Annotated in this window: 24 protein-coding genes and 1 other RNA gene; 19 read left to right on the top strand and 6 right to left on the bottom strand. The window is 34.3% G+C overall.

What is annotated here, in order from left to right; all coding sequences use genetic code 11:
* Positions 1-26 precede the first annotated feature (26 nt).
* Positions 27-488 carry a DinB family protein gene (locus tag MHH69_RS09535; RefSeq protein ID WP_122972669.1) on the bottom strand — a complete coding sequence of 154 codons (462 nt, stop codon included), beginning with the start codon at positions 486-488 and terminating at the stop codon, positions 27-29.
* 168 nt (positions 489-656) lie between these two features.
* Here MHH69_RS09535 and MHH69_RS09530 point away from each other — a divergent pair, with 168 nt between their 5' ends.
* Positions 657-1,190, top strand: a complete 534-nt coding sequence (locus tag MHH69_RS09530; RefSeq protein WP_341362203.1) for a GNAT family N-acetyltransferase — start codon at positions 657-659, stop codon at positions 1,188-1,190.
* Positions 1,191-1,243: 53 nt separating this feature from the next.
* Complete coding sequence (locus tag MHH69_RS09525; protein WP_341362202.1) at positions 1,244-2,164, top strand: PhzF family phenazine biosynthesis isomerase; 921 nt, start codon at positions 1,244-1,246, stop codon at positions 2,162-2,164.
* A 72-nt stretch (positions 2,165-2,236) separates the two neighbouring features.
* On the opposite strand, the gene MHH69_RS09520 is transcribed toward MHH69_RS09525, so the two are convergent.
* Positions 2,237-2,482 carry a YkuS family protein gene (locus MHH69_RS09520; RefSeq protein WP_122972666.1) on the bottom strand — a complete coding sequence of 82 codons (246 nt, stop codon included), beginning with the start codon at positions 2,480-2,482 and terminating at the stop codon, positions 2,237-2,239.
* 231 nt (positions 2,483-2,713) lie between these two features.
* Here MHH69_RS09520 and MHH69_RS09515 point away from each other — a divergent pair, with 231 nt between their 5' ends.
* A complete protein-coding gene (locus MHH69_RS09515; RefSeq protein ID WP_341362201.1) occupies positions 2,714-3,481 on the top strand; it encodes an SDR family oxidoreductase in 768 nt (255 codons plus the stop codon).
* A 47-nt stretch (positions 3,482-3,528) separates the two neighbouring features.
* Here MHH69_RS09515 and MHH69_RS09510 read toward each other — a convergent pair whose 3' ends face one another.
* Positions 3,529-4,305, bottom strand: coding sequence for a 3-hydroxybutyrate dehydrogenase (locus MHH69_RS09510; RefSeq protein WP_341362200.1), 777 nt, complete (start codon positions 4,303-4,305; stop codon positions 3,529-3,531).
* A gap of 188 nt (positions 4,306-4,493) precedes the next feature.
* Here MHH69_RS09510 and MHH69_RS09505 point away from each other — a divergent pair, with 188 nt between their 5' ends.
* The 3 genes from MHH69_RS09505 (at position 4,494) to MHH69_RS09495 (ending at position 6,770) form a co-directional block, all read left to right on the top strand.
* Entirely contained in the window at positions 4,494-4,967 is a 474-nt protein-coding gene (locus MHH69_RS09505) for a GNAT family N-acetyltransferase (protein WP_341362199.1), read from the top strand.
* An 82-nt stretch (positions 4,968-5,049) separates the two neighbouring features.
* A complete protein-coding gene (locus MHH69_RS09500) occupies positions 5,050-5,829 on the top strand; it encodes a class I SAM-dependent methyltransferase (protein WP_341362198.1) in 780 nt (259 codons plus the stop codon).
* Between the two features lie 125 nt (positions 5,830-5,954).
* Positions 5,955-6,770, top strand: a complete 816-nt coding sequence (locus tag MHH69_RS09495; protein WP_341362197.1) for a lipid II flippase Amj family protein — start codon at positions 5,955-5,957, stop codon at positions 6,768-6,770.
* Positions 6,771-6,814: 44 nt separating this feature from the next.
* Here the strand turns inward: MHH69_RS09495 and MHH69_RS09490 are convergent, their stop codons facing one another.
* A complete protein-coding gene (locus MHH69_RS09490; protein WP_341362196.1) occupies positions 6,815-7,435 on the bottom strand; it encodes a flavin reductase family protein in 621 nt (206 codons plus the stop codon).
* Between the two features lie 96 nt (positions 7,436-7,531).
* Between MHH69_RS09490 and MHH69_RS09485 the strand changes: the two genes are divergently transcribed.
* The 6 genes from MHH69_RS09485 to ssrS all read left to right on the top strand — a co-directional run bounded on the left by MHH69_RS09485 (position 7,532) and on the right by ssrS (position 10,273).
* Positions 7,532-8,215, top strand: a complete 684-nt coding sequence (locus MHH69_RS09485; RefSeq protein ID WP_341362195.1) for an ArsR/SmtB family transcription factor — start codon at positions 7,532-7,534, stop codon at positions 8,213-8,215.
* A gap of 163 nt (positions 8,216-8,378) precedes the next feature.
* Entirely contained in the window at positions 8,379-8,789 is a 411-nt protein-coding gene (locus MHH69_RS09480) for an HIT family protein (RefSeq protein ID WP_338322900.1), read from the top strand.
* A gap of 24 nt (positions 8,790-8,813) precedes the next feature.
* Positions 8,814-9,128, top strand: coding sequence for a hypothetical protein (locus tag MHH69_RS09475; RefSeq protein ID WP_122972657.1), 315 nt, complete (start codon positions 8,814-8,816; stop codon positions 9,126-9,128).
* Between the two features lie 62 nt (positions 9,129-9,190).
* Complete coding sequence (locus tag MHH69_RS09470) at positions 9,191-9,640, top strand: NUDIX domain-containing protein (protein WP_241559341.1); 450 nt, start codon at positions 9,191-9,193, stop codon at positions 9,638-9,640.
* Between the two features lie 136 nt (positions 9,641-9,776).
* A complete protein-coding gene (locus MHH69_RS09465) occupies positions 9,777-9,926 on the top strand; it encodes a YfhE family protein (RefSeq protein WP_122972655.1) in 150 nt (49 codons plus the stop codon).
* Positions 9,927-10,083: 157 nt separating this feature from the next.
* Positions 10,084-10,273: non-coding RNA, 6S RNA (gene ssrS, locus MHH69_RS09460), on the top strand.
* A 208-nt stretch (positions 10,274-10,481) separates the two neighbouring features.
* Here ssrS and pdxR read toward each other — a convergent pair.
* Entirely contained in the window at positions 10,482-11,873 is a 1,392-nt protein-coding gene (gene pdxR / locus MHH69_RS09455; protein WP_341362194.1) for a MocR-like pyridoxine biosynthesis transcription factor PdxR, read from the bottom strand.
* Positions 11,874-11,978: 105 nt separating this feature from the next.
* Between pdxR and MHH69_RS09450 the strand changes: the two genes are divergently transcribed.
* From MHH69_RS09450 to MHH69_RS09425, 6 genes are all read left to right on the top strand, one after another.
* Positions 11,979-12,521 (top strand): pyridoxamine 5'-phosphate oxidase family protein, encoded by a 543-nt coding sequence (locus tag MHH69_RS09450; protein WP_122972653.1) that lies wholly within the window; start codon positions 11,979-11,981, stop codon positions 12,519-12,521.
* Between the two features lie 80 nt (positions 12,522-12,601).
* The gene (locus MHH69_RS09445) at positions 12,602-13,294 is read left to right on the top strand and encodes an AIM24 family protein (RefSeq protein WP_122972652.1); all 693 of its coding nucleotides are present in this window, start codon (positions 12,602-12,604) and stop codon (positions 13,292-13,294) included.
* 13 nt (positions 13,295-13,307) lie between these two features.
* Positions 13,308-13,625, top strand: a complete 318-nt coding sequence (locus MHH69_RS09440) for a MerR family transcriptional regulator (protein WP_241559339.1) — start codon at positions 13,308-13,310, stop codon at positions 13,623-13,625.
* A 53-nt stretch (positions 13,626-13,678) separates the two neighbouring features.
* Positions 13,679-13,903: a hypothetical protein gene (locus MHH69_RS09435; protein ID WP_122972650.1), complete on the top strand. Its 225-nt coding sequence runs from the start codon at positions 13,679-13,681 to the stop codon at positions 13,901-13,903.
* A 1,012-nt stretch (positions 13,904-14,915) separates the two neighbouring features.
* Positions 14,916-15,263, top strand: coding sequence for a hypothetical protein (locus MHH69_RS09430; protein ID WP_122972649.1), 348 nt, complete (start codon positions 14,916-14,918; stop codon positions 15,261-15,263).
* Positions 15,254-16,180 (top strand): DUF1835 domain-containing protein, encoded by a 927-nt coding sequence (locus MHH69_RS09425; RefSeq protein WP_341362193.1) that lies wholly within the window; start codon positions 15,254-15,256, stop codon positions 16,178-16,180. The genes MHH69_RS09430 and MHH69_RS09425 overlap by 10 nt, the downstream gene beginning before the upstream one ends.
* A 71-nt stretch (positions 16,181-16,251) precedes the next feature.
* On the opposite strand, the gene MHH69_RS09420 is transcribed toward MHH69_RS09425, so the two are convergent.
* Entirely contained in the window at positions 16,252-16,860 is a 609-nt protein-coding gene (locus MHH69_RS09420) for a LysE/ArgO family amino acid transporter (protein ID WP_122972647.1), read from the bottom strand.
* Between the two features lie 98 nt (positions 16,861-16,958).
* Between MHH69_RS09420 and MHH69_RS09415 the strand changes: the two genes are divergently transcribed.
* Positions 16,959-18,386 carry an aminotransferase-like domain-containing protein gene (locus MHH69_RS09415; RefSeq protein ID WP_341362192.1) on the top strand — a complete coding sequence of 476 codons (1,428 nt, stop codon included), beginning with the start codon at positions 16,959-16,961 and terminating at the stop codon, positions 18,384-18,386.
* Positions 18,387-18,555: the final 169 nt, after the last annotated feature.

Below are 18,555 nucleotides of genomic sequence, written 5' to 3'. Positions count from 1 at the left end.
CAATAATGAATGTGCGCCTAAGTACACTATTTTATTAGTTTTTTCATATCGAGGATCGTTTGTAAGTGTAAGCCTTCATGAAAAATTGTACGAATTAAAACTTGTTCGATTGTATTCATTCCCATTTCAGTAGGTGGAAATTCTTCTTCCAATCGTTCTCCATATCGTTCTTTAATAAGCTTTGGTTGGTTTTTTAATAATTCTTTTAGTTTTTCAAAGTTAGGAGTTTCATCGGTAAAATCCGATGGAGAAGTGCCAAATCCAAACCAATCATGAAATGTTTTTGGTACATTTTCTTTTTCTTTCGTCAAAGCTTCAATCCATAAATATTGATCTAAATAAATATGCCCCATATTCCATCGAATATTATTACGAAATCCTGTTGGAATCATTTCTGCTTTTTCTTCTGTAACATCCTTTAATACTTCCAATAACTCACTTCTATAACTTTCTAATTGGTTAAATAAAATTTCATGACGATATTTCATTCAAAATTCTCCTTTCTTTCAAATTTATGTATTTGACAAAGAAGACAATTTCTCCTTTTGATAAAATAGAAATATGGATTAAATTAGAATTTTTATTAAAAAAAGGTTTACAACAAAACTTGTTCCTTTATAGTAGAACTTAATCAATTTTTATGTGGAGGGGAGTATATGTTTAAGTACAAGTTAAATCATGAGTTGGAATTACGGTTGTTAGAAATTCAACATGCTGAAGAACTTTTTCATTTAACAAATCAATCGAGAACCTATCTTCGTGAATGGTTACCATGGGTTGATTTTACGAAAGACGTAGATGATTCAAAAGCTTTTATTGAAAGTACATTAAAGCAATTTGGCAATAATGATGGTTTCCAAGCGGGTATTTGGTATAAAGGGAACTTAGCAGGTGTAATAGGATTGCATCATATAAACTGGGCTAATCGCTCAACATCAATTGGCTACTGGTTAGGGGAAGGATTCCAAGGAAATGGCATTATGACAAATGCTTGTCAAGCTGTAATCGACTATTGTTTTAACGAATTGAATTTAAAGCGAATTGAAATCCGCGTTGCTACTGAAAATCATAAAAGTTTAGCGATACCAGAAAGACTAGGGTTTGAAAAAGAAGGGTGTCTTCGGAGCGTAGAATGGTTATACGATCATTTCGTTGATCATGTAGTATTCGGTCTAATTAATAATAACTGACTATTTTAAATAATGATTATAAATATGAAAAAATGAAAATGGGGGACAGTTTCATGAAATCCATTACAGTTCATCATTATGATGTATTTAGTAATCAACCGAACAAAGGAAATCCTGCTGGTGTTGTTTTAAACGGAAATGATCTAACCGATGAAGAAATGCAACAAATCGCCTATAAAGTAGGATTTAATGAAACTTCCTTTCCAATTAAGTCCAATATAGCAGATATAAAAATCCGCTTTTTTACGCCTGGTCATGAAATGAATTTATGTGGACACGCTACGATGGCAACGATTTATGCTTTAAAAACAAAAGGACTATTGGGAGACAAAAGTCAATTATCGATTGAAACGAAGGCAGGTGTTTTACCTGTATCGATTGAAACATCTGATGAAAATGAATTATTAATTACGATGAAACAGGCTACGCCAACATTTGAACCGTTTAACGGCTCAAGAGCACAATTAGCCCAATCAATTGGACTGGAAGAATCGGATCTCCATGAAACTTTACCGATTTTATATGGAAGTACGGGAATATGGACATTATTAATCCCGATAAAGAAGTTAAAAGCCTTTAAAAAAATGAAACCGAACACTAAAGAGTTTCCTGCTATATTAAAGGAAATGCCAAAAGCATCTATACATCCATTTTGTATGGAAACTTTTGATCCGAAAGCAACGATGCATGCCCGCCATTTCTCTTCTCCATTTTCTGGTACTATTGAAGATGCTGTAACAGGGACTGCTTCAGGAGTAATGGGAGCATATTATGGGAAGCATATAATGAAGAATGAGTGTGATTCGTTTCATCTCGTAGTTGAACAAGGGCAAGAGTTAGGAAAAGATGGTCGTGTTTTTGTGAAGGTTTCGAAACATAATGAAACCTGGGATGTGGAGATTACAGGAAATGCAGTACATGTTCAAGCTTTCCAAGTGTTGTTAGAAAAAGAAGAAGGTTTTCTAAAGGAATAGATTACATAGTTTGAATAGGAAAAAGGTGCTGTTCTATACGTTAATTAGTCTAGAATAGCACCTTTCGCTGTTTTAATGGAACATTTTGTCTACACGTTCACACACTTCATCAGCAGATAAGCCTCGAGCATCAATAACCGATCCTTTTGTTACGGTATCGCTGATTCCCATAACGTTTTCATCTTGGCCTGTGATCACACAACAATCACAATTTTTTGCATCTTCTTCACTGCGAAGTTGAATAACTTCATAACCCTTTGCTTTTAATGCAGCTTCAACATTCGATAAGGATTGTTCAACACCAATTATGTTAGGCATTTTCCTTCCACCTCCTATAAGTAATGTGTCATTTATGTCTGCTAATTATTCATAGTGGAAGTATTTTTGTAATGAATATATCCTTTAATGAAAGTTGAAGAAAAATTGGCCTTTGAAATTTTATGGTTAAGTAACTAATAAATTTGAAAATGTATATCACTGTCATTCGTGGAATGAATTTGTTATGATATGTAAACATTTTAATAACATTCAAACTTGGAGTGATAACAAATGAATTTATCAGGAAATACCATTTTAATAACTGGTGGAGCTTCTGGTATTGGGCTTGCCTTTGCAGAAAACTTTATGAAAGCAGGAAATAAAGTAATCATCGTAGGGCGAAGAGAAAATAAACTGACAGAAGCAAAGGAAAAGTTCCCTGAATTACATACGAGAGTTTGTGATGTATCGGTTGAAGAGGAACGAATTCAATTAATTGATTGGGTAACAGAAACATTCCCTGATCTTAATATGATAGTCAATAATGCGGGCATCCAGCAGAGAGTTAATTTGCTCAATGAAAAAAAAGAATGGAGCTATTATCAAAATGAAATTACGATTAATGTTGAAGCCCCAATTCATCTTTCTATGCTTTTAATTCCTCATTTCTTAAAGCAAAAACAGGCAACAATCCTTAACGTAACATCTGGACTCGCGATTCAACCAGGAGTTTGGGTACCGATTTATAGTGCCACAAAGGCAGCAATGCACTCATTTACAGTAACATTACGCCAACAATTAGAAAATACGAATGTAGAAGTAATAGAAGTATTACCTCCTGCCGTTAATACCGATTTAGGGGGTGCGGGTCTTCATACGTTTGGTGCTCCATTAAATGATTTTATAAATGCGATCTTTGAAGGTTTAAAAAACCAACAATTAGAAATTGGTTATGGCGGCACTGAAAAGCGGCTATTTGCTTCGAAAGAGGAGCTTGAACAAGGAATGAAAAATGCTTGGGAAAACTTCTTAAAAAGAAATCCTGATTTTCAAAATTAATTATAAAAACAAAAAGTCCGTCTCCAAATGGCGGACTTTTAATATATTTATTGTGCTGTATAGCCGCCATCAATAACAACGGCTTGTCCTGTTATACTTTTCCCTTTATCACTGGCAAGGAATAAGGCGTAATCGGCAATTTCACTTACGTCTAATAATTTCTTTTGAGGTACTTGAGCAAGGATAATGTCTTCAAGCGCCCGCTCTTCAGGGATATGACGCGTTTTTGCTAAGTCCGCAATTTGACCACGTACAAGGGGAGTATCAACGTATCCTGGACATAAAGCATTAACGGTAATACCGTCTAGAGCTCCTTCCAATGCGGCTACTTTTGTTAGTCCGATAACACCATGTTTTGCACTATTATAGGCAGCCTTACCAGCAAATCCGATTAACCCATTAATAGATGCGATATTAATTATGCGTCCCCATTTTTGCTTTTTCATAATAGGGAATACTTCTCTTGTAAGGATGAAAGGCGCAATCAACATTATTCTATTCATTAACTCAAACTTAGCAGTTGAAAATTCTTCAATTGGTGCGACATGTTGCATACCCGCATTATTAATGACGATGTCAATGGAACCAAATGTCTTCTGAGTTTCCGTAACTAAATTTTTCAAATCTTCTTCATTCGTAACGTCTGCTTTTACTCCAATTGCCTCATATCCAGCACCATTAAGGGATTGAACAGATTCTTGTAATAAATCGACATTAACATCAGATAAAACAACCTTTGCCCCTTCTTTTGCAAAGTGTTCTCCAATCTTAAATCCAATTCCTCGGGCAGAACCAGTCACAATCACCACTTTATCCTTTACCATACATAACGCCTCCATATTATAAAATTTTCCTCTTATTTTATTCTATTCTCTATCCGCTATAAAACATGTCTCATTTATTGTTCTAATCAGTTTAAAAGGTAAGTAGTTTCTAATATTGGAAAACGCTAAGGAGGAAAATAATTAGTTTTAAGGAATTAATGGTATAAGTAGACAAAGGAGGATAATAGATGAAAATAAATATTGTATCAACCAAAGGAGAAGATTTTAATGCGGTGAATGTGATTGTGAAAGAAGGACAAGATCAACATGCAGAAGCGCTTCCTAAAATTTTTAAAAAAGTGGAACAAGTGATGCTAGAAAGTTATTTTCAACAGTTGTTAGCAGAGTCGAATTGTGACATTTTAATTGCGAAAGAAAATCAAACTGTTATTGGTTTTGCTGTGGTGGAAATAAAAAAATCCCCTGCCTTCGAATCAATGGTCGAGAGAAAATATGCTTATATAAACGATTTTGGTGTGAAATCTAATTATAAAAGGGGAGGGGTTGGAACGGCATTATTTAATGCATGTGTAGAGTGGTCGAAAGAAAAAGGGGCACAATCATTGGAATTAAACGTTTGGGAATTCAACGAACAAGCCATTTCCTTTTATGAGCGTTTTGGAATGAAAACGATGAGCAGAAAAATGACCTTAAATTTATAAATTATAATGAGCCGTTATGTAGACATATGATTTTTCTAAAGAGCTAAGGAGATGTAGGATGATTTAAACGGGAGGGGTCCTTATGGGAATTGATTTTCACGAGAAGAAAAACCGTAATTCGTATACAACTCGAAAGGCTAACCAATCTTGGATTCAAATGGTGAAAGAACTCGTACCGATTAACAATACGACGCACGCGGTAGATATTGGATGCGGAGGAGGAATTTATTGTAAAGCACTAGCGGATATGGGAGTGGCAACTGTAACAGGTGTTGATTTTTCAGAAGTGATGATTGAGGGGGCAATTATTAATTGTGAGAACTATCCAAACATTTCTTTTCAAAAAGGAAATGCTTTTGAAACGGGTTTAAAGGGAAATTACTATGATTTATTGCTTGAAAGGGCATTAATCCATCATATCGAGGATTTAGAAAGCTGTTTTAAAGAAGCATATCGAGTGCTCAAAAAAGGCGGTTATTTAATTATTCAAGATCGTACGCCTGCTGATTGTCTTTTACCTGGTGATGAACAACATATTCGAGGATACTTTTTCGAACTTTTCCCAAAGTTAGGGGAAAAGGAAATTCAACGAAGACATTCAAGTAATTTGGTTATGGAAACTTTGACAAAGGCTGGATTTAAAGAAATAGAAGAAGTGAAATTGTGGGAAATTCGAAACATCTATAATAATAAAGTTCAGTTACTAGATGATTTGAAGGAAAGAACGGGTAGAAGTATTTTACATGAACTTGACGATAAAGAGTTAAACTTATTAATTCAATCTATCGATGATGCCGTATCAAAAAGGACAAACATCATAGAAAAAGATAGATGGACAATTTGGAAAGCGGTGAAACGATAGATGAATAAATTTAGTCGCTTTTTTGCTTATCCAGCGGTTGTCTTTTCACCCCCTTCTATATATTGTTTCCAAAAATTTTAAAAGGTCCTGTATAATATAGAGAAATAATTTGTTGGAGGCTTTATATGGAGTACATTACAAATAAAATCGTTGTGGTGGCAATATTTATATTAATCGTAACGATGATTGAGACGTTGGCTTATTCAACGAGAATATCTGGAGCAAGGGTGAAATTAATAGCTACTGCCTTATCTTTGTTTAGCACGTTAGTCATCGTTTCAAGATTTTCCACAATGATTCAACAGCCTCTTACTGCAAAACTGATTGCCGAAGCACCAGATAGTAATAAACTAAATTTTATAGAGGATCAATATCGAATATTAATTGGGGTTACTTCTGTTGGCGTATTACTTGGAATAATGCTTTTTCCAACTTTCATCAACATTTTTTCAAGAGCCATCATCCAATTATCAAATGAAAGAGGTTCGATTATCTCCACAATAGGAAAACAATTGAATCCAACAGGAATGAAGAAAATAATTTCTTGTTTTCGTGTCCCGAAGTTGAAATTTTTACAGGGGATTACATTCAAAACAATCCCTAAACGATTATTTGTAGTAAATGTGATTGTTTCTGCTGTATTTACCATCGGTGTATTATCCTCTTTATATGCTTCTATGTTAGTTCCAGAAGATTATGCTCAAGCGGCATTAATGTCATCGGGAGTCATTAATGGAATTGCGACGATTTTATTAACACTGTTTATCGATCCGAAAGCTTCCGTTTTAGCCGATCGAGTGGTGAAAAATCAATGTGATTACGTTTATTTAAAAAGTTACTCATTGACGATGATTAGCTCGAAATTTGTAGGTACTATAGTAGCACAACTATTGTTTATACCAGCTGCCTATTATGTTGCATGGTTTGCAGAATGGATTTAATTTAGAAAAAGCTTAGGGAATCTCCTTAAGCTTTTTTGCCGTTACTAAATTTCTGCTCGAAACGTTTTTCCAAGATGTTCCCCTAAACTAAAATAATGGCGGAAATTATAGATAAGCGGACTCCATTGGGTAGGATCGATATGGTTTTCGCCAATCAAAATGTCTTTATGGGCGTGTACTTGAATCGATTGGGTTTCTACAATGGCAAATTGGGGTGAATAATCTGGTATTCGAATATGTTTCACCTTCGCTTCAATTTGTATAGGACATTCCGAAATTCTTGTAGGTTTTACGAATGTTGATGCAATGGGCGTTAACCCACTCGCATGATATTTGTCTTTTTCATAACGAAATCCACTATTTATTTTATAATCCGGAACTGGATGTTTCCCTGTAAAATGAGCTAATCGTTCAACGTTTTCCCATAATGAAGGATCTGGGACGTTTATAACACATTCTGCATGTCTAGTTAAATTTTCTAATGCTTTGCCGTCAACTCCAAGGCCGAGGATGATACAATCTCCTAAAGCCCATGATGATGAGATGGGGCTTATATTCACCGTTTCATCTTCATTCAGTGTATTTAATAAAATAACTGGTGTTCCGTAGTATAAAATTTTTGGTTGAATTATTGCTGTATTTGTAGTTTCCGCAATCTTTTTCATATTATTTCCTCCTTGAGTCGTTTTCATCTCCCATTGTAGAACATAATTATTTCCACTATAATCGAAATATGGAATACATAGGAGATGATCGTAAAAATGAATGCAAATGCGAATCCGAACGTAGCAATCATCGCTTCCCTTGTTAGTGAACCTTCCCGCGCGGCAATTTTAACCGTTTTACTCGATGGTAGATTTCATACGGCAGGAGAATTAGCGTATGCGGCAGGAATTAAACCACAAACGGCAAGTTTTCATTTAGCCAAAATGGTAGATGCGAACGTTGTCTGTGTTAATAAACAAGGAAGACACCGATACTTTGGAATTCAGGATCAAGAAGTAGCACACACAATGGAAACGCTACTCTCGTTAGCACCACCTTTGAAAGTGAAATCGTTTAAACAATCTACAGAAGATAAGGCTTTACGGTTTGCAAGAACATGTTATGATCATATTGCGGGGAATTTAGGTGTTCAATTAGCAGATTCCTTAAAAAATTTGGGTATTCTGTCAGAAGAATTTATCGTTACGGAAGAAGGAGAGCATTTCTTTCAATTATTTGAAATAGATCTTAATCAAATTAAGAGAAAACGTCGATCATTTTGTCATAAATGTTTAGACTGGAGTGAAAGGCGTCATCACATTGGTGGCGCATTAGGGAATGCGTTGTTAGAAAGACTTTTAGAGTTAAATTGGATTGAACGGATTCCGAAAACTCGTGCGATTAAAATAACGCCAAAAGGAAAGCAAGGTTTTAAAGAAACGTTTTTAATTGATATTTAATATAGATTAATTTAAAGCCGTAATGATGAAACGGCTTTTTTTAATGGGAAATAATCGAAAAGATAACAAATGGACGAGGGGGAAGGTAATTGAGAGTTATCACTTTATAGAATGGAAAAAAGTGGAAGTATACTGTTTAAGTTGTGCTATTACAAGCGGGCTTATGGCGCCTGACGGAAGGATAGTATTTGAATCAGAACATTTCCATGTCCATCAAGATGTTGCTTACCCAATTAAAGGATTAATGATTGTAGTTTCTAAACGTCATGTGAAATGTTTAGATGAATTAACTGAAAGTGAAAAGTTCGATTATATAAATGTTATAACTAAAATAAGACAGGCTCAAAGAAAAGTTTTAGGAATAAAATATGTTTACTACTTCTACAATGAAGATGCAATCCATCATTTTCATACATGGATGGTACCAAGATATGACTGGATGTATGAAATTGGCCGTTCGGTAGAATCTGTTCGACCAATTTTACTCCATGCAAGACATCATATAAATACTAAAGAAAATATGCTAGAAGTGATAGCAGCAATCGACTCTCTAAAAAAAGAACTAAGCCGTTAAAATCCGTTGAAGGGAGATGAGAAAATGAAGTTTTCCCGTTTTAGCCCTTTGAAAAATATTTCCCTTTGGTTTTATTTATGTTCGTTGGTTCTTTATTTTATAAGTTTTATCGGTGCTTTTACAGTTGGATTATATATTATTTTTGGCGCAATCGTATCTTTATTATTTGGATTATCCGTTTCATTAAAAATTTTGACGAAGGAAAGAAATCCTTCTATGATCCTTACAATTTCCATTTTCATCGTTGCGATTTCTTTTATCCTTTGGTATTTGTTAGTCCATTATATAGATGATGTTTATATTTTCTATCCCTTTTCTTTGTTTAATGGGGTAAATTAACAAAGAAAGATTTCCTTGTTAAAATTATGATAAGAAGGATTACACGTGATGGGGGTAGAAAATTGGAACAGACATATCATAATCAGTTTGAATTTCTTGAATTTATTTCGATTGGAGAAGAAGCATTAACTCAATTTTATCCTTTGGCTGGTTCATATGCTGTAGTTAAGTGTGATAACAAACTTTTATTATGTTACAACATTTGGAGAAAACAATGGGAAATACCTGCAGGAAAAAGGGAAGCCAATGAAACTGCTAAGGAATGTGCAATAAGAGAACTTTTTGAAGAAACTGGTCAACTGGTTTATGATATGGAATTTAAAGGTTTATTAAAGGTGAAAAATAAAATGAATGATCATTTGAAGTATAATCCCGTATACATGGTAACAGTACAAACATTGCAACCATTTATTCCGAATAATGAAACCTCAGCTATTTTGTTATGGGATGTATCCAAAAAAATTGGTTCGGTTGACGAAGTGGATTTAAATGTAGTTAATTTTTTGATATGAAGTCTTTTTTATCTTGTGCATTTTTATAGATAGAATTCAAAATTTCTCGAAATAAAAACCCCTTCAAAATCAAATGGAATATCTATCTCTACATCGGAAAAACTGATAAAGACTAAAAAAGAGAGGAGTGTTCCATATGGGTAATGAAAAGGCGCCCCACGAACAGTTGACAACGAAAGATAACGGGCTAACATCGACTCAAGAAGTCCTATATCGAAAAGAATTTAAGCGGGCAGATAAAGCAAATGAAAAAAATAATAATAATCAATCGAAAAAGTTAAATTAATTTTAATTTTCCCCTGAGAGGTAACTTCTTTACTTCTTAGGGGATTATCATTGAAAGAGAAAATACAATCAATTCCTTCTTTACAAGTAATAAATAGTTGACATTTTTCTTTGTAGGTACTTACTTGTGCAATCGAAAAAAGTAATATAATATATCATTAAAGCTGCGTTGTACGTAAAATATTAAGTTTTAACCTTTGAACTGTAAAAGGGAGTTTTATATCGAAGATGGAATGGCGAGCATCACACTTTTAGTGAATGATGATATACAGGATATCTTTTGCGAACACCCACTTTGAGGAGTGGTGGTTTAAAACTTTCTAATCATTACGGCAAGGTGGCTTTGCATACATAAGTTGTATAGCAAGGCTCAAGAACACTCTTACATTTATTGTAAGAGTGTTTTTAAATTTTCATTTTCATTCATTTTACTTTTCCAAAAAATATTATCCAGTCAACTTATATGGATGCCTATGGGATGCATGCAGTCCCATGATGTGCTGTAAAGCCCAACACTGTCTTGAAACCTTATTATAGTGCTTCCATTTACTTTTAGCTATGAACTTTCTCGACTACAAAGATCCCCAATTACTTTAATTCCTTCTATAATTTGTTGTTCAGTTAGATTCCCAAATCCAAGCATAATGTAGGGGACAGTCTCATTGTTAAACCAATGTTGAAGCGGAGAATAGATACGAATTCCTTCTTTGGAAGCTTGTTGAATTACTTCCTCTGGAGTACTCCCTTTTAGGTGAAGCAAAATATGTAACCCAGCTTTTTGGCCAATTATTTCCACATTTTCTCCAATATAGTTGTTAACTGCTTCAATTAAAGCTTTATGTTTAGCTTGATATGCGACTTTCATTCGACGAACATGCTTTTCAAAAAATCCCTCTCTCATAAAGATAGCTAGAGCCCTTTGAATAATGGGAGAACAACTTTGACTCGACTGTTCTATCGTATTTTCCCCTTTTGAAACTAAATTTTCCGGGAGAATGATGTAGCTGCACCGAGCTGCCGGAAGAAAATTTTTAGAAAATGTACCGCAGTAAATGACTCTGTCAAATTCGTCTAAAGACTTTAATGATGGTATTAGTTGACCAATATAGCGGAATTCGCTGTCATAATCATCTTCCACGATAAAACTGGAATGTTCTTTCGCCCATGTTAAAAGTTTTAATCTTTTATTGATTGGGAGTACCATACCTAATGGAAATTGATGTGAAGGAGTCACATAAACTGCTTTTGCTTTACTTTTTTGCAATTCCTCAATTGATATTCCATCTTCCTCAAGGGAAATGGGAGTCAGTTGACAATTGTATTTTTCTAAAACCGAGCGAACTTCCGAATAACCAGGATTTTCTATCGCAACTTGTTGGTCATGTAGCTCTAGTATTTGGGAAATTAAATTGATTGACTGCTGCGTACCGCTACATATGAAAATTTGTTCAGTAGAACATTGAATTCCTCGAGCTTTTGAAACATATTTTCTAATTTCTTCACGTAATATGATATCGCCTTGACGATCTCCATAAAAATAAACCTCATTCAAAGAACTTTCCAATGCATCACTTATACACCGTTTCCATGTTTTCAGTGGAAATTTAGTTTTATCGATTGCTCCGTAATAAAAATCGACCAAGAATTTTGATTTGAAATCGGTTGTTATTCTAGATGAATGTGGGGCTGTTATGGTTTGAGAAATCTCTTCCATCGGTAAAAGGAAAAGTCCACTTCTTGGACGGCTCTCCACATAGCCTTCTGCTAATAACTGTTGATAGGCAGAGTCAATTGTTTGTTTACTAACCTTTAATTCAAATGCGAGGGAACGAATGGAAGGAAGCTTTTCTCCTACTTTTAACCGACCGGATTTAATTTCTAACTTTAAATACTCGTAAAGTTGGATGTAAAGCGCTTTTGATTCATCATTTTTAAAAAAGAATGCCAATGGAGATCCCTCTCTTCTGACCATGTATATTTTTTATAATCTGTCACTTATTGTTAGGACAGATTTTGTTTACGATCATTTTCACATGGTTTAGGAGGAATTAAGATGAGAATGAAACAAATGATTTGTCAAGACGAGGAAAAAATAAATACATTTCTATCTGAAGTAGAGACCGGTTATTTAGGATTATCGATACAAGACAATCCCTATATTGTCCCTTTAAATTATGTTTGGCATGAAGGTTGTATTTACTTCCACGGTGCAAGTGAAGGGAAAAAGATTGATATGATAAAGGAAAATTCGAACGCTACTTTTGTTGTGAGCGAAAATCATGGAACGATTGCCAACCCTATTCCTGCAAAAACAGATACAGCCTATTTAAGTGTTATGTTGTTTGGACATGTGGAGCTTGTCGATGACTTAACAGAAGCTACAACAGCAATGCAATATCTTTTAAATAAGTATGTACCAGGGTATTATCCGACAGCATTATCTCAAAACCATGTGGATCGATATCGATCTTCCATGGGAAGTAAAACGACTGTATTTAAATTAGTGGTAAAAACGATTACTGCGAAGGAAAATGTCATGGTAGAAGAGAAAAAGTATTATAAGGGAAGGGAAATGGCTATGGATATAAAAAAATGATGAAGTAATATGAAAATCTTTGAAACTTACTTGCTCGTTATCCCGTATATGAAGAATATGGAAGGATGTGTCAGTGTCATATGAATAAATATTCGATTGCTGAATTTATAAAGAATACAGAGCAGGAAGATAAAGGGGAAGGTTTTTTTGAATTAGAAACACCCCGTTTGCTCGAAGTAAATCTAGATGGTCTTGTTTGGGCAAAAGCTGGCTCAATGGTTGCTTATCATGGAAAGATTAAATTTGAGCGGGAAGGTATTTTAGAACATGGTATTGGAACGATGTTCAAAAAAGCCTTTACAGGTGAAGGGGCTTCCCTTATGAAAGCAAATGGACAAGGAAAGTTGTATTTAGCTGACAGTGGGAAGAAGATTATTATACTACACTTACAAAACGAAGCGATTTATGTAAATGGCAATGACCTCCTTGCCTTCGAACCTTCGATTAAGCATCAAATAAAATTAATGAGGAAAGTGGCAGGAATGATGGCAGGTGGATTGTTTAATATTCGATGCGAAGGAACAGGTATGATCGCCATCACCTCCCATTATGAACCGTTGACATTACGTGTAACACCAGGCAATCCTGTAGTAACGGATCCAAATGCAACAGTCGCCTGGTCAGGTAATCTTCAACCAGAGTTTCAAACAGATGTTACGCTAAAGACCTTCTTCGGAAGAGGGAGTGGTGAATCGATTCAAATGAGATTCGAAGGTGACGGTTTCGTTATCGTGCAGCCTTATGAAGAAATATATATGCAAGCGCAAAGTTAATAGCGGAAACCAATTGAAGGAGGCAACTCGAAAAGTAGCATTTTATGATTGGTTAAAAGAACGTGAATGGGAAATCCCAGAGGTGAATTGTAGGGAAGAATATACACCGAAACAAGCAGCAGATATTTTGGAGAGCGGGACGGAAACATTGAAAAAGTACGCCCTTTTACTGGAACATAACGGTCATCCCGTTCACCGTAACGCTCGAAATCATCGTGTTTATAACGGTATAGATATAGCCTTGATTAAAGCCATGATTAAGTTAAATCGCGAAAAATCAATGCCTTTAGAGGATGCAGCAAGTAAAGTGACCAGTTCCGATGTAGACTGAAAGTTATTTTAGGTAACGAGATACATAACGGTGATACCGTTACAGATACCGTTATGTATAACAATGTACGGACCGTTACAACGTTACAGGATAACGCTTGGATTGAATTTTATAACGGCTTCATAACGGAACTGAAAGGGCTGAAAGAAGAAAATCACGCCTTACAACCCATTGCTGAACTTCACAAGCGGTTAGATGAACTACCAGCAAAAAGCCGTCTTTATGGGCGAGACTATTTGGTAAATAAGACAGTTAGAGTTATTGTATTAGAACGATAATTTTATCGTTAAATTAAATTCAGAGAAATGATTATTTTCCATCGCCCTAAAACAAAGTTTTTGGGTGAAGGCAGAAGTTGATCATCGGCTGCTTTGCAGGCGGGGACAAGTAGTGCAGGATAAAGAGTGGATTCTATCCACTCAAAAAGCCCGCTGTTGGCGGGCTTATAGGTATTCCGATACTATTTTATTTGGATTCTATATTGAGAAAAAGCAATAATCACAGTATTTGAGAGGTATTCCGCCCTGAATAAACAATATGATTAAAATAATGATGAACGTGACAAAGTGCTTCATGCTTTAACAAGGTATTTTTTAGCTCCTGTTTAAAGAATTAAAAGCGCTTAAACCGAATGAGAACGATCTTAAATAAAGCTTAAAACTTAGTTTTCCCTGTTCCAAAATGAATGTATAGCTAAACCTAAAGTTATAACGGGTAATATGTACTATAAAGTATATTTCTCAAAAAATATATTTAAATTCAGGTATAAACACTAAATATTTATAAATAAACATAAACATAAACATAAAAAATGAACTAACCAATAAAATAGATTCGGAAACATTAATAATTTTTTTATTTTTCATTTGAATACCTAACCTCTCTTATAAATTTGGACAAAACCATTCATAGTATAATTCCTTTTCATTTTTTCTGATTATATAACATTATGAAAAAAACAACATAATTTCCAATTAATAGTTTATCTTATATTAATATTTGGTAAACGATTGTTAAATACAAAAAGGAGTGAAGCGAATGAAATTGAAAAGAATATTATTTTCACTGTTAACTGCTCTATTGTAATCAAAAAAAGAATAAATGCTTTTTTTATGGAAATTATAAAGTAAGTTCATATTCACAACATCTATGATGATTATAAGATTATAAAGTAAGGGAGATTCGTATTTTACAGAGAAAAATTATTACAGCATCGATTTCAGGATCTTTATTTGCAATTTTATTCGGTTTAACATTCCCTTATTTTTGTTGAAGACATCAATTCGGTAGTTGATTATATTTTCAGCTTTCATTTCCAATATGCCTCTTTATTTAATGTATAGTTTTCCAGTCATTTTAATCTATGGTGTCGTAACATCCATTTTAAGTGATAAAATCGGGGAATTATTATCTAAAAAAGAGAAATATCCAAAAGTTGAATGGATTGTATCGGGAATTTTCCATATCATGTTTGGCTTCATATTACTTTATATTAGTTTACTTGCCGCTATTCTCTTTTTTATAGTTGATAGAATACTAAAAAAATATAATAAAAGGTTTCATTGGAAACAAGCTGTTAAAAGTCTGGCTATTCCAGTTGGCCTTTGGATTATTTTTATGGGGAAATATTGGCTATAATTCGTTTTCAACTGATTCAAAATGATTGGAGTGATGGACAAGTGGCAGAAGAACGAAACATACATATGCAAAATATGGAACATTTGATAGCACTGGAAAATCGCAACGGTGTTGTCCATATTTGTACTTCAGAAGAGGTAGCTGGTGCTTTAAGATTTGCTCTTCAAAGTCCTAAGATTGTTATAGGATTTCCAGATTCTTTTTCGGTAGGACCGTTGTGGTCATTGAACGATAAAATCGGTCAAAATTTCCGAAAACAATGGCTATTCGATTGTTTTATTAATGAGGAAAAAGAGATTGACTATGAAAAAAATTTCACCAATACATTGTGTCAGATTAATTCCATACCAAAGCATGTTCCAATTTATATTTGGTACAGTAACAACGCTTGCGAACAAACGGGACTTCGTTATTATCTTTATTTAATGAGAGAAAAGCAAAATAAAGTCTTCCTGTTGAACTGTAGCGAACTAAATGATAATCCGAAACAAACTTTTCACTATACCGATAGACTAGATTCAATTGTATTGAAGGATATTTTTGAAAAGAGCAAAGAAATTGAAGCTTTATGTGACGAACAACACTATCAATTACAAAGAGAGTGGGAAAAGCTCTCCGAAACAAAAGAAGTTTTACGTATTTGGATAAATAATGGTATACAAAGTGTTCCAGAAAATTATTATGATTTACTAATCATTGAAACAATTGAAAAGCTCCATCAACAACAAAGGGTGAAAGATTATATTTTGTGTGGAATATTAGTCGGAGAAATATTATCAAAAATGGTCGAAACGGCGGATGGCACGATGGACGATCGTTTTTTAGAATATCGGATTCGACAACTAATAAACAATGGGGTATTTGAATCAAATGGAGATCCTAAATCAATGAGACATTACAGTGTTAAAATACGGTAATGTCTCTATGAGAAAGATAGTGTAACAAAGTGAAAAAATAATTTCACTCTGTTACATTTGTTTTGTAATTTCTAAGATATTAAACCAACGGCAATATAAATCGCGGTTCCCCAAATGAAGAGGGCAGAGCATTTGTTAAATAAATTCATTAGTCTCCCAGAATCGTCTAGCTTTTTTAATACTGAGCCTGCGAATGTTAAGCCAATGAACCATATCCAAGATACCGCAATACATGCTGCAGTAAATAAAATTTGATCTTTTCCGATATACGTTAAAGCACTTGTCCCAATCACCCCTACAATATCTAAAATAGCATGGGGATTTAAAAAGGAAACGGATAAAGCAAAAACAATTTGTTTATGTATTGGTAAAGCTTGCTTCCCTTCTGTTGGTGAAGATGGTTCAGTACGCCAAATGGAATAACCCATGTATAATAGAAAGACAACGCCAACAATAATTAGACTAAACCGCAACCATTCAAATTGTAAAACAATCACTGATAAACCGAAGATTGCTAATAAAATTAACAAAGTATCACAAACTGCAGCTGTAATAGTAGCTGGCAGTGCTCGAAGTAGATTTGGTTGAGTGGCCCCTTGGGAAAAGACAAATACGTTTTGTACGCCTAATGGTAAAATAAGACCAAATGCTAAAACAACTCCATGAAGAATGACTTCCATATAATCAACTCCTTTCCAACTCTATGATACTATGGTACAACTAAAAGAAAACAACCAATTGGATGGATTATTATCCACCCAATTTAAAAGGTGATGCAATGAAGTGGAAACCAAACCGTCATTCCCATTTAACGATTCATGAACAAATTGTTGATTGGATGAAAAGTCGTATAGAAAATGGAGATTGGTCTATCGGCACAAAAATACCAACCCAGCGGGAACTTGCGACCCAATTTCAAGTAAATCGAAGCACGATCCAACTGGCATTGGATGAATTGAAGGCTGATGGATTAATCGAATCAAGGGTCGGTTCAGGTATCTATGTGGCTAACAATTCTTGGAATGTATTACTAAACAATTCCCAACCCAATTGGCAACAACATATTGACGGTAGTATTCATAAACCAAACTACCATACGATTCAACTCATTAATGAATATGAGCAATTACATCATATCATCCGTCTTGGTACAGGGGAAATAGCCCCTGAATTACTTCCAACAAAACAGCTCGAACATTCATTAAAGGAACTGGCATTAGATGCAAGATCAATTGGTTATTCATCTCCCTTAGGAAATGAAACATTACGGGCTAATTTATGTGAATATTTAAAAAAACATGGAATTCAAACAAGTTCCGAAAATATTTTAATCGTATCAGGAGCACTTCAAGCGCTACAGCTTATTGCGGTAGGGTTATTGGAAGCAGGTTCAGTTGTTTTCCATGAACAACCGTCCTATTTAAATTCAGTACATCCTTTTCAATCAGCTGGAATGCGTATGATTGCTGTTTCGAAAAATAATCATCTGATACAACAATTAAAAGCATACAAGAGAAACAGACAATCCTTATTTTACACCGTTCCAACATTACATAATCCGACTGGATATAGTTTGTCTTTAAAAGAAAAAGAAGATTTATTTCATGTTTGTAAAGAACTTCAAATACCGATTATTGAAGATGATGTTTACCACGAATTATTATTTGAAACGACTTCACCTGCTATGAAATCCTTTGATAAAACGGGACAAGTATTGTATATCGGGAGTGTATCTAAAACATTAAGTCCTGGACTACGCATTGGATGGGTTGTAGGACCTTCAAAGGTTATTGAACGATTAGCTGATATAAAAATGCAGACGGATTATGGTTCAAGTGCCATTTCTCAATTAATCGTCTCCCATTGGATTGCTACTGGATTATATGAAAAACATTTAGTGGAACTTCGTCAACAATTAAAGTGGAGAGCAACATTTGTCGAACATATACTAAATCAACAATTTAAAGACATCGCGACATGGACAAAGCCAGAAGGTGGTTTTTATATATGGCTTAAATTCCATAAACCGATTGTCAATAAAGCATTGTTTCTAAGGTTATTGAAAGAAAATGTACTTATAAATCCAGGGTATATATATGATTCCAGTGATTTACATCATATTAGGCTTTCTTATGCCTATGCATCCTTTGAACAATTAAAAGTTGGATTAAATACACTATTTGAAATGATTCAACACAACAAGTAAAGAAAATGGGAAGGAGAATAATAATTGGTTTGGAATATAATATTTTTATTCCTTATGATTGCCCTAATCCTATCATCTGTTGTATTAATTAAAAAAAGGAAAAAGGGTAGGATTACTGGGGTTAAAAGTACATTACCTTCAATCTGTTTTATATTGATTGCCATATTAA

It is taken from the genome of Ureibacillus sp. FSL E2-3493 (assembly GCF_038077515.1).
Classification (GTDB): Bacteria; Bacillota; Bacilli; order Bacillales_A; family Planococcaceae; genus Ureibacillus; species Ureibacillus halotolerans.
This window is presented reverse-complemented; position numbering and strand designations above follow the sequence as displayed.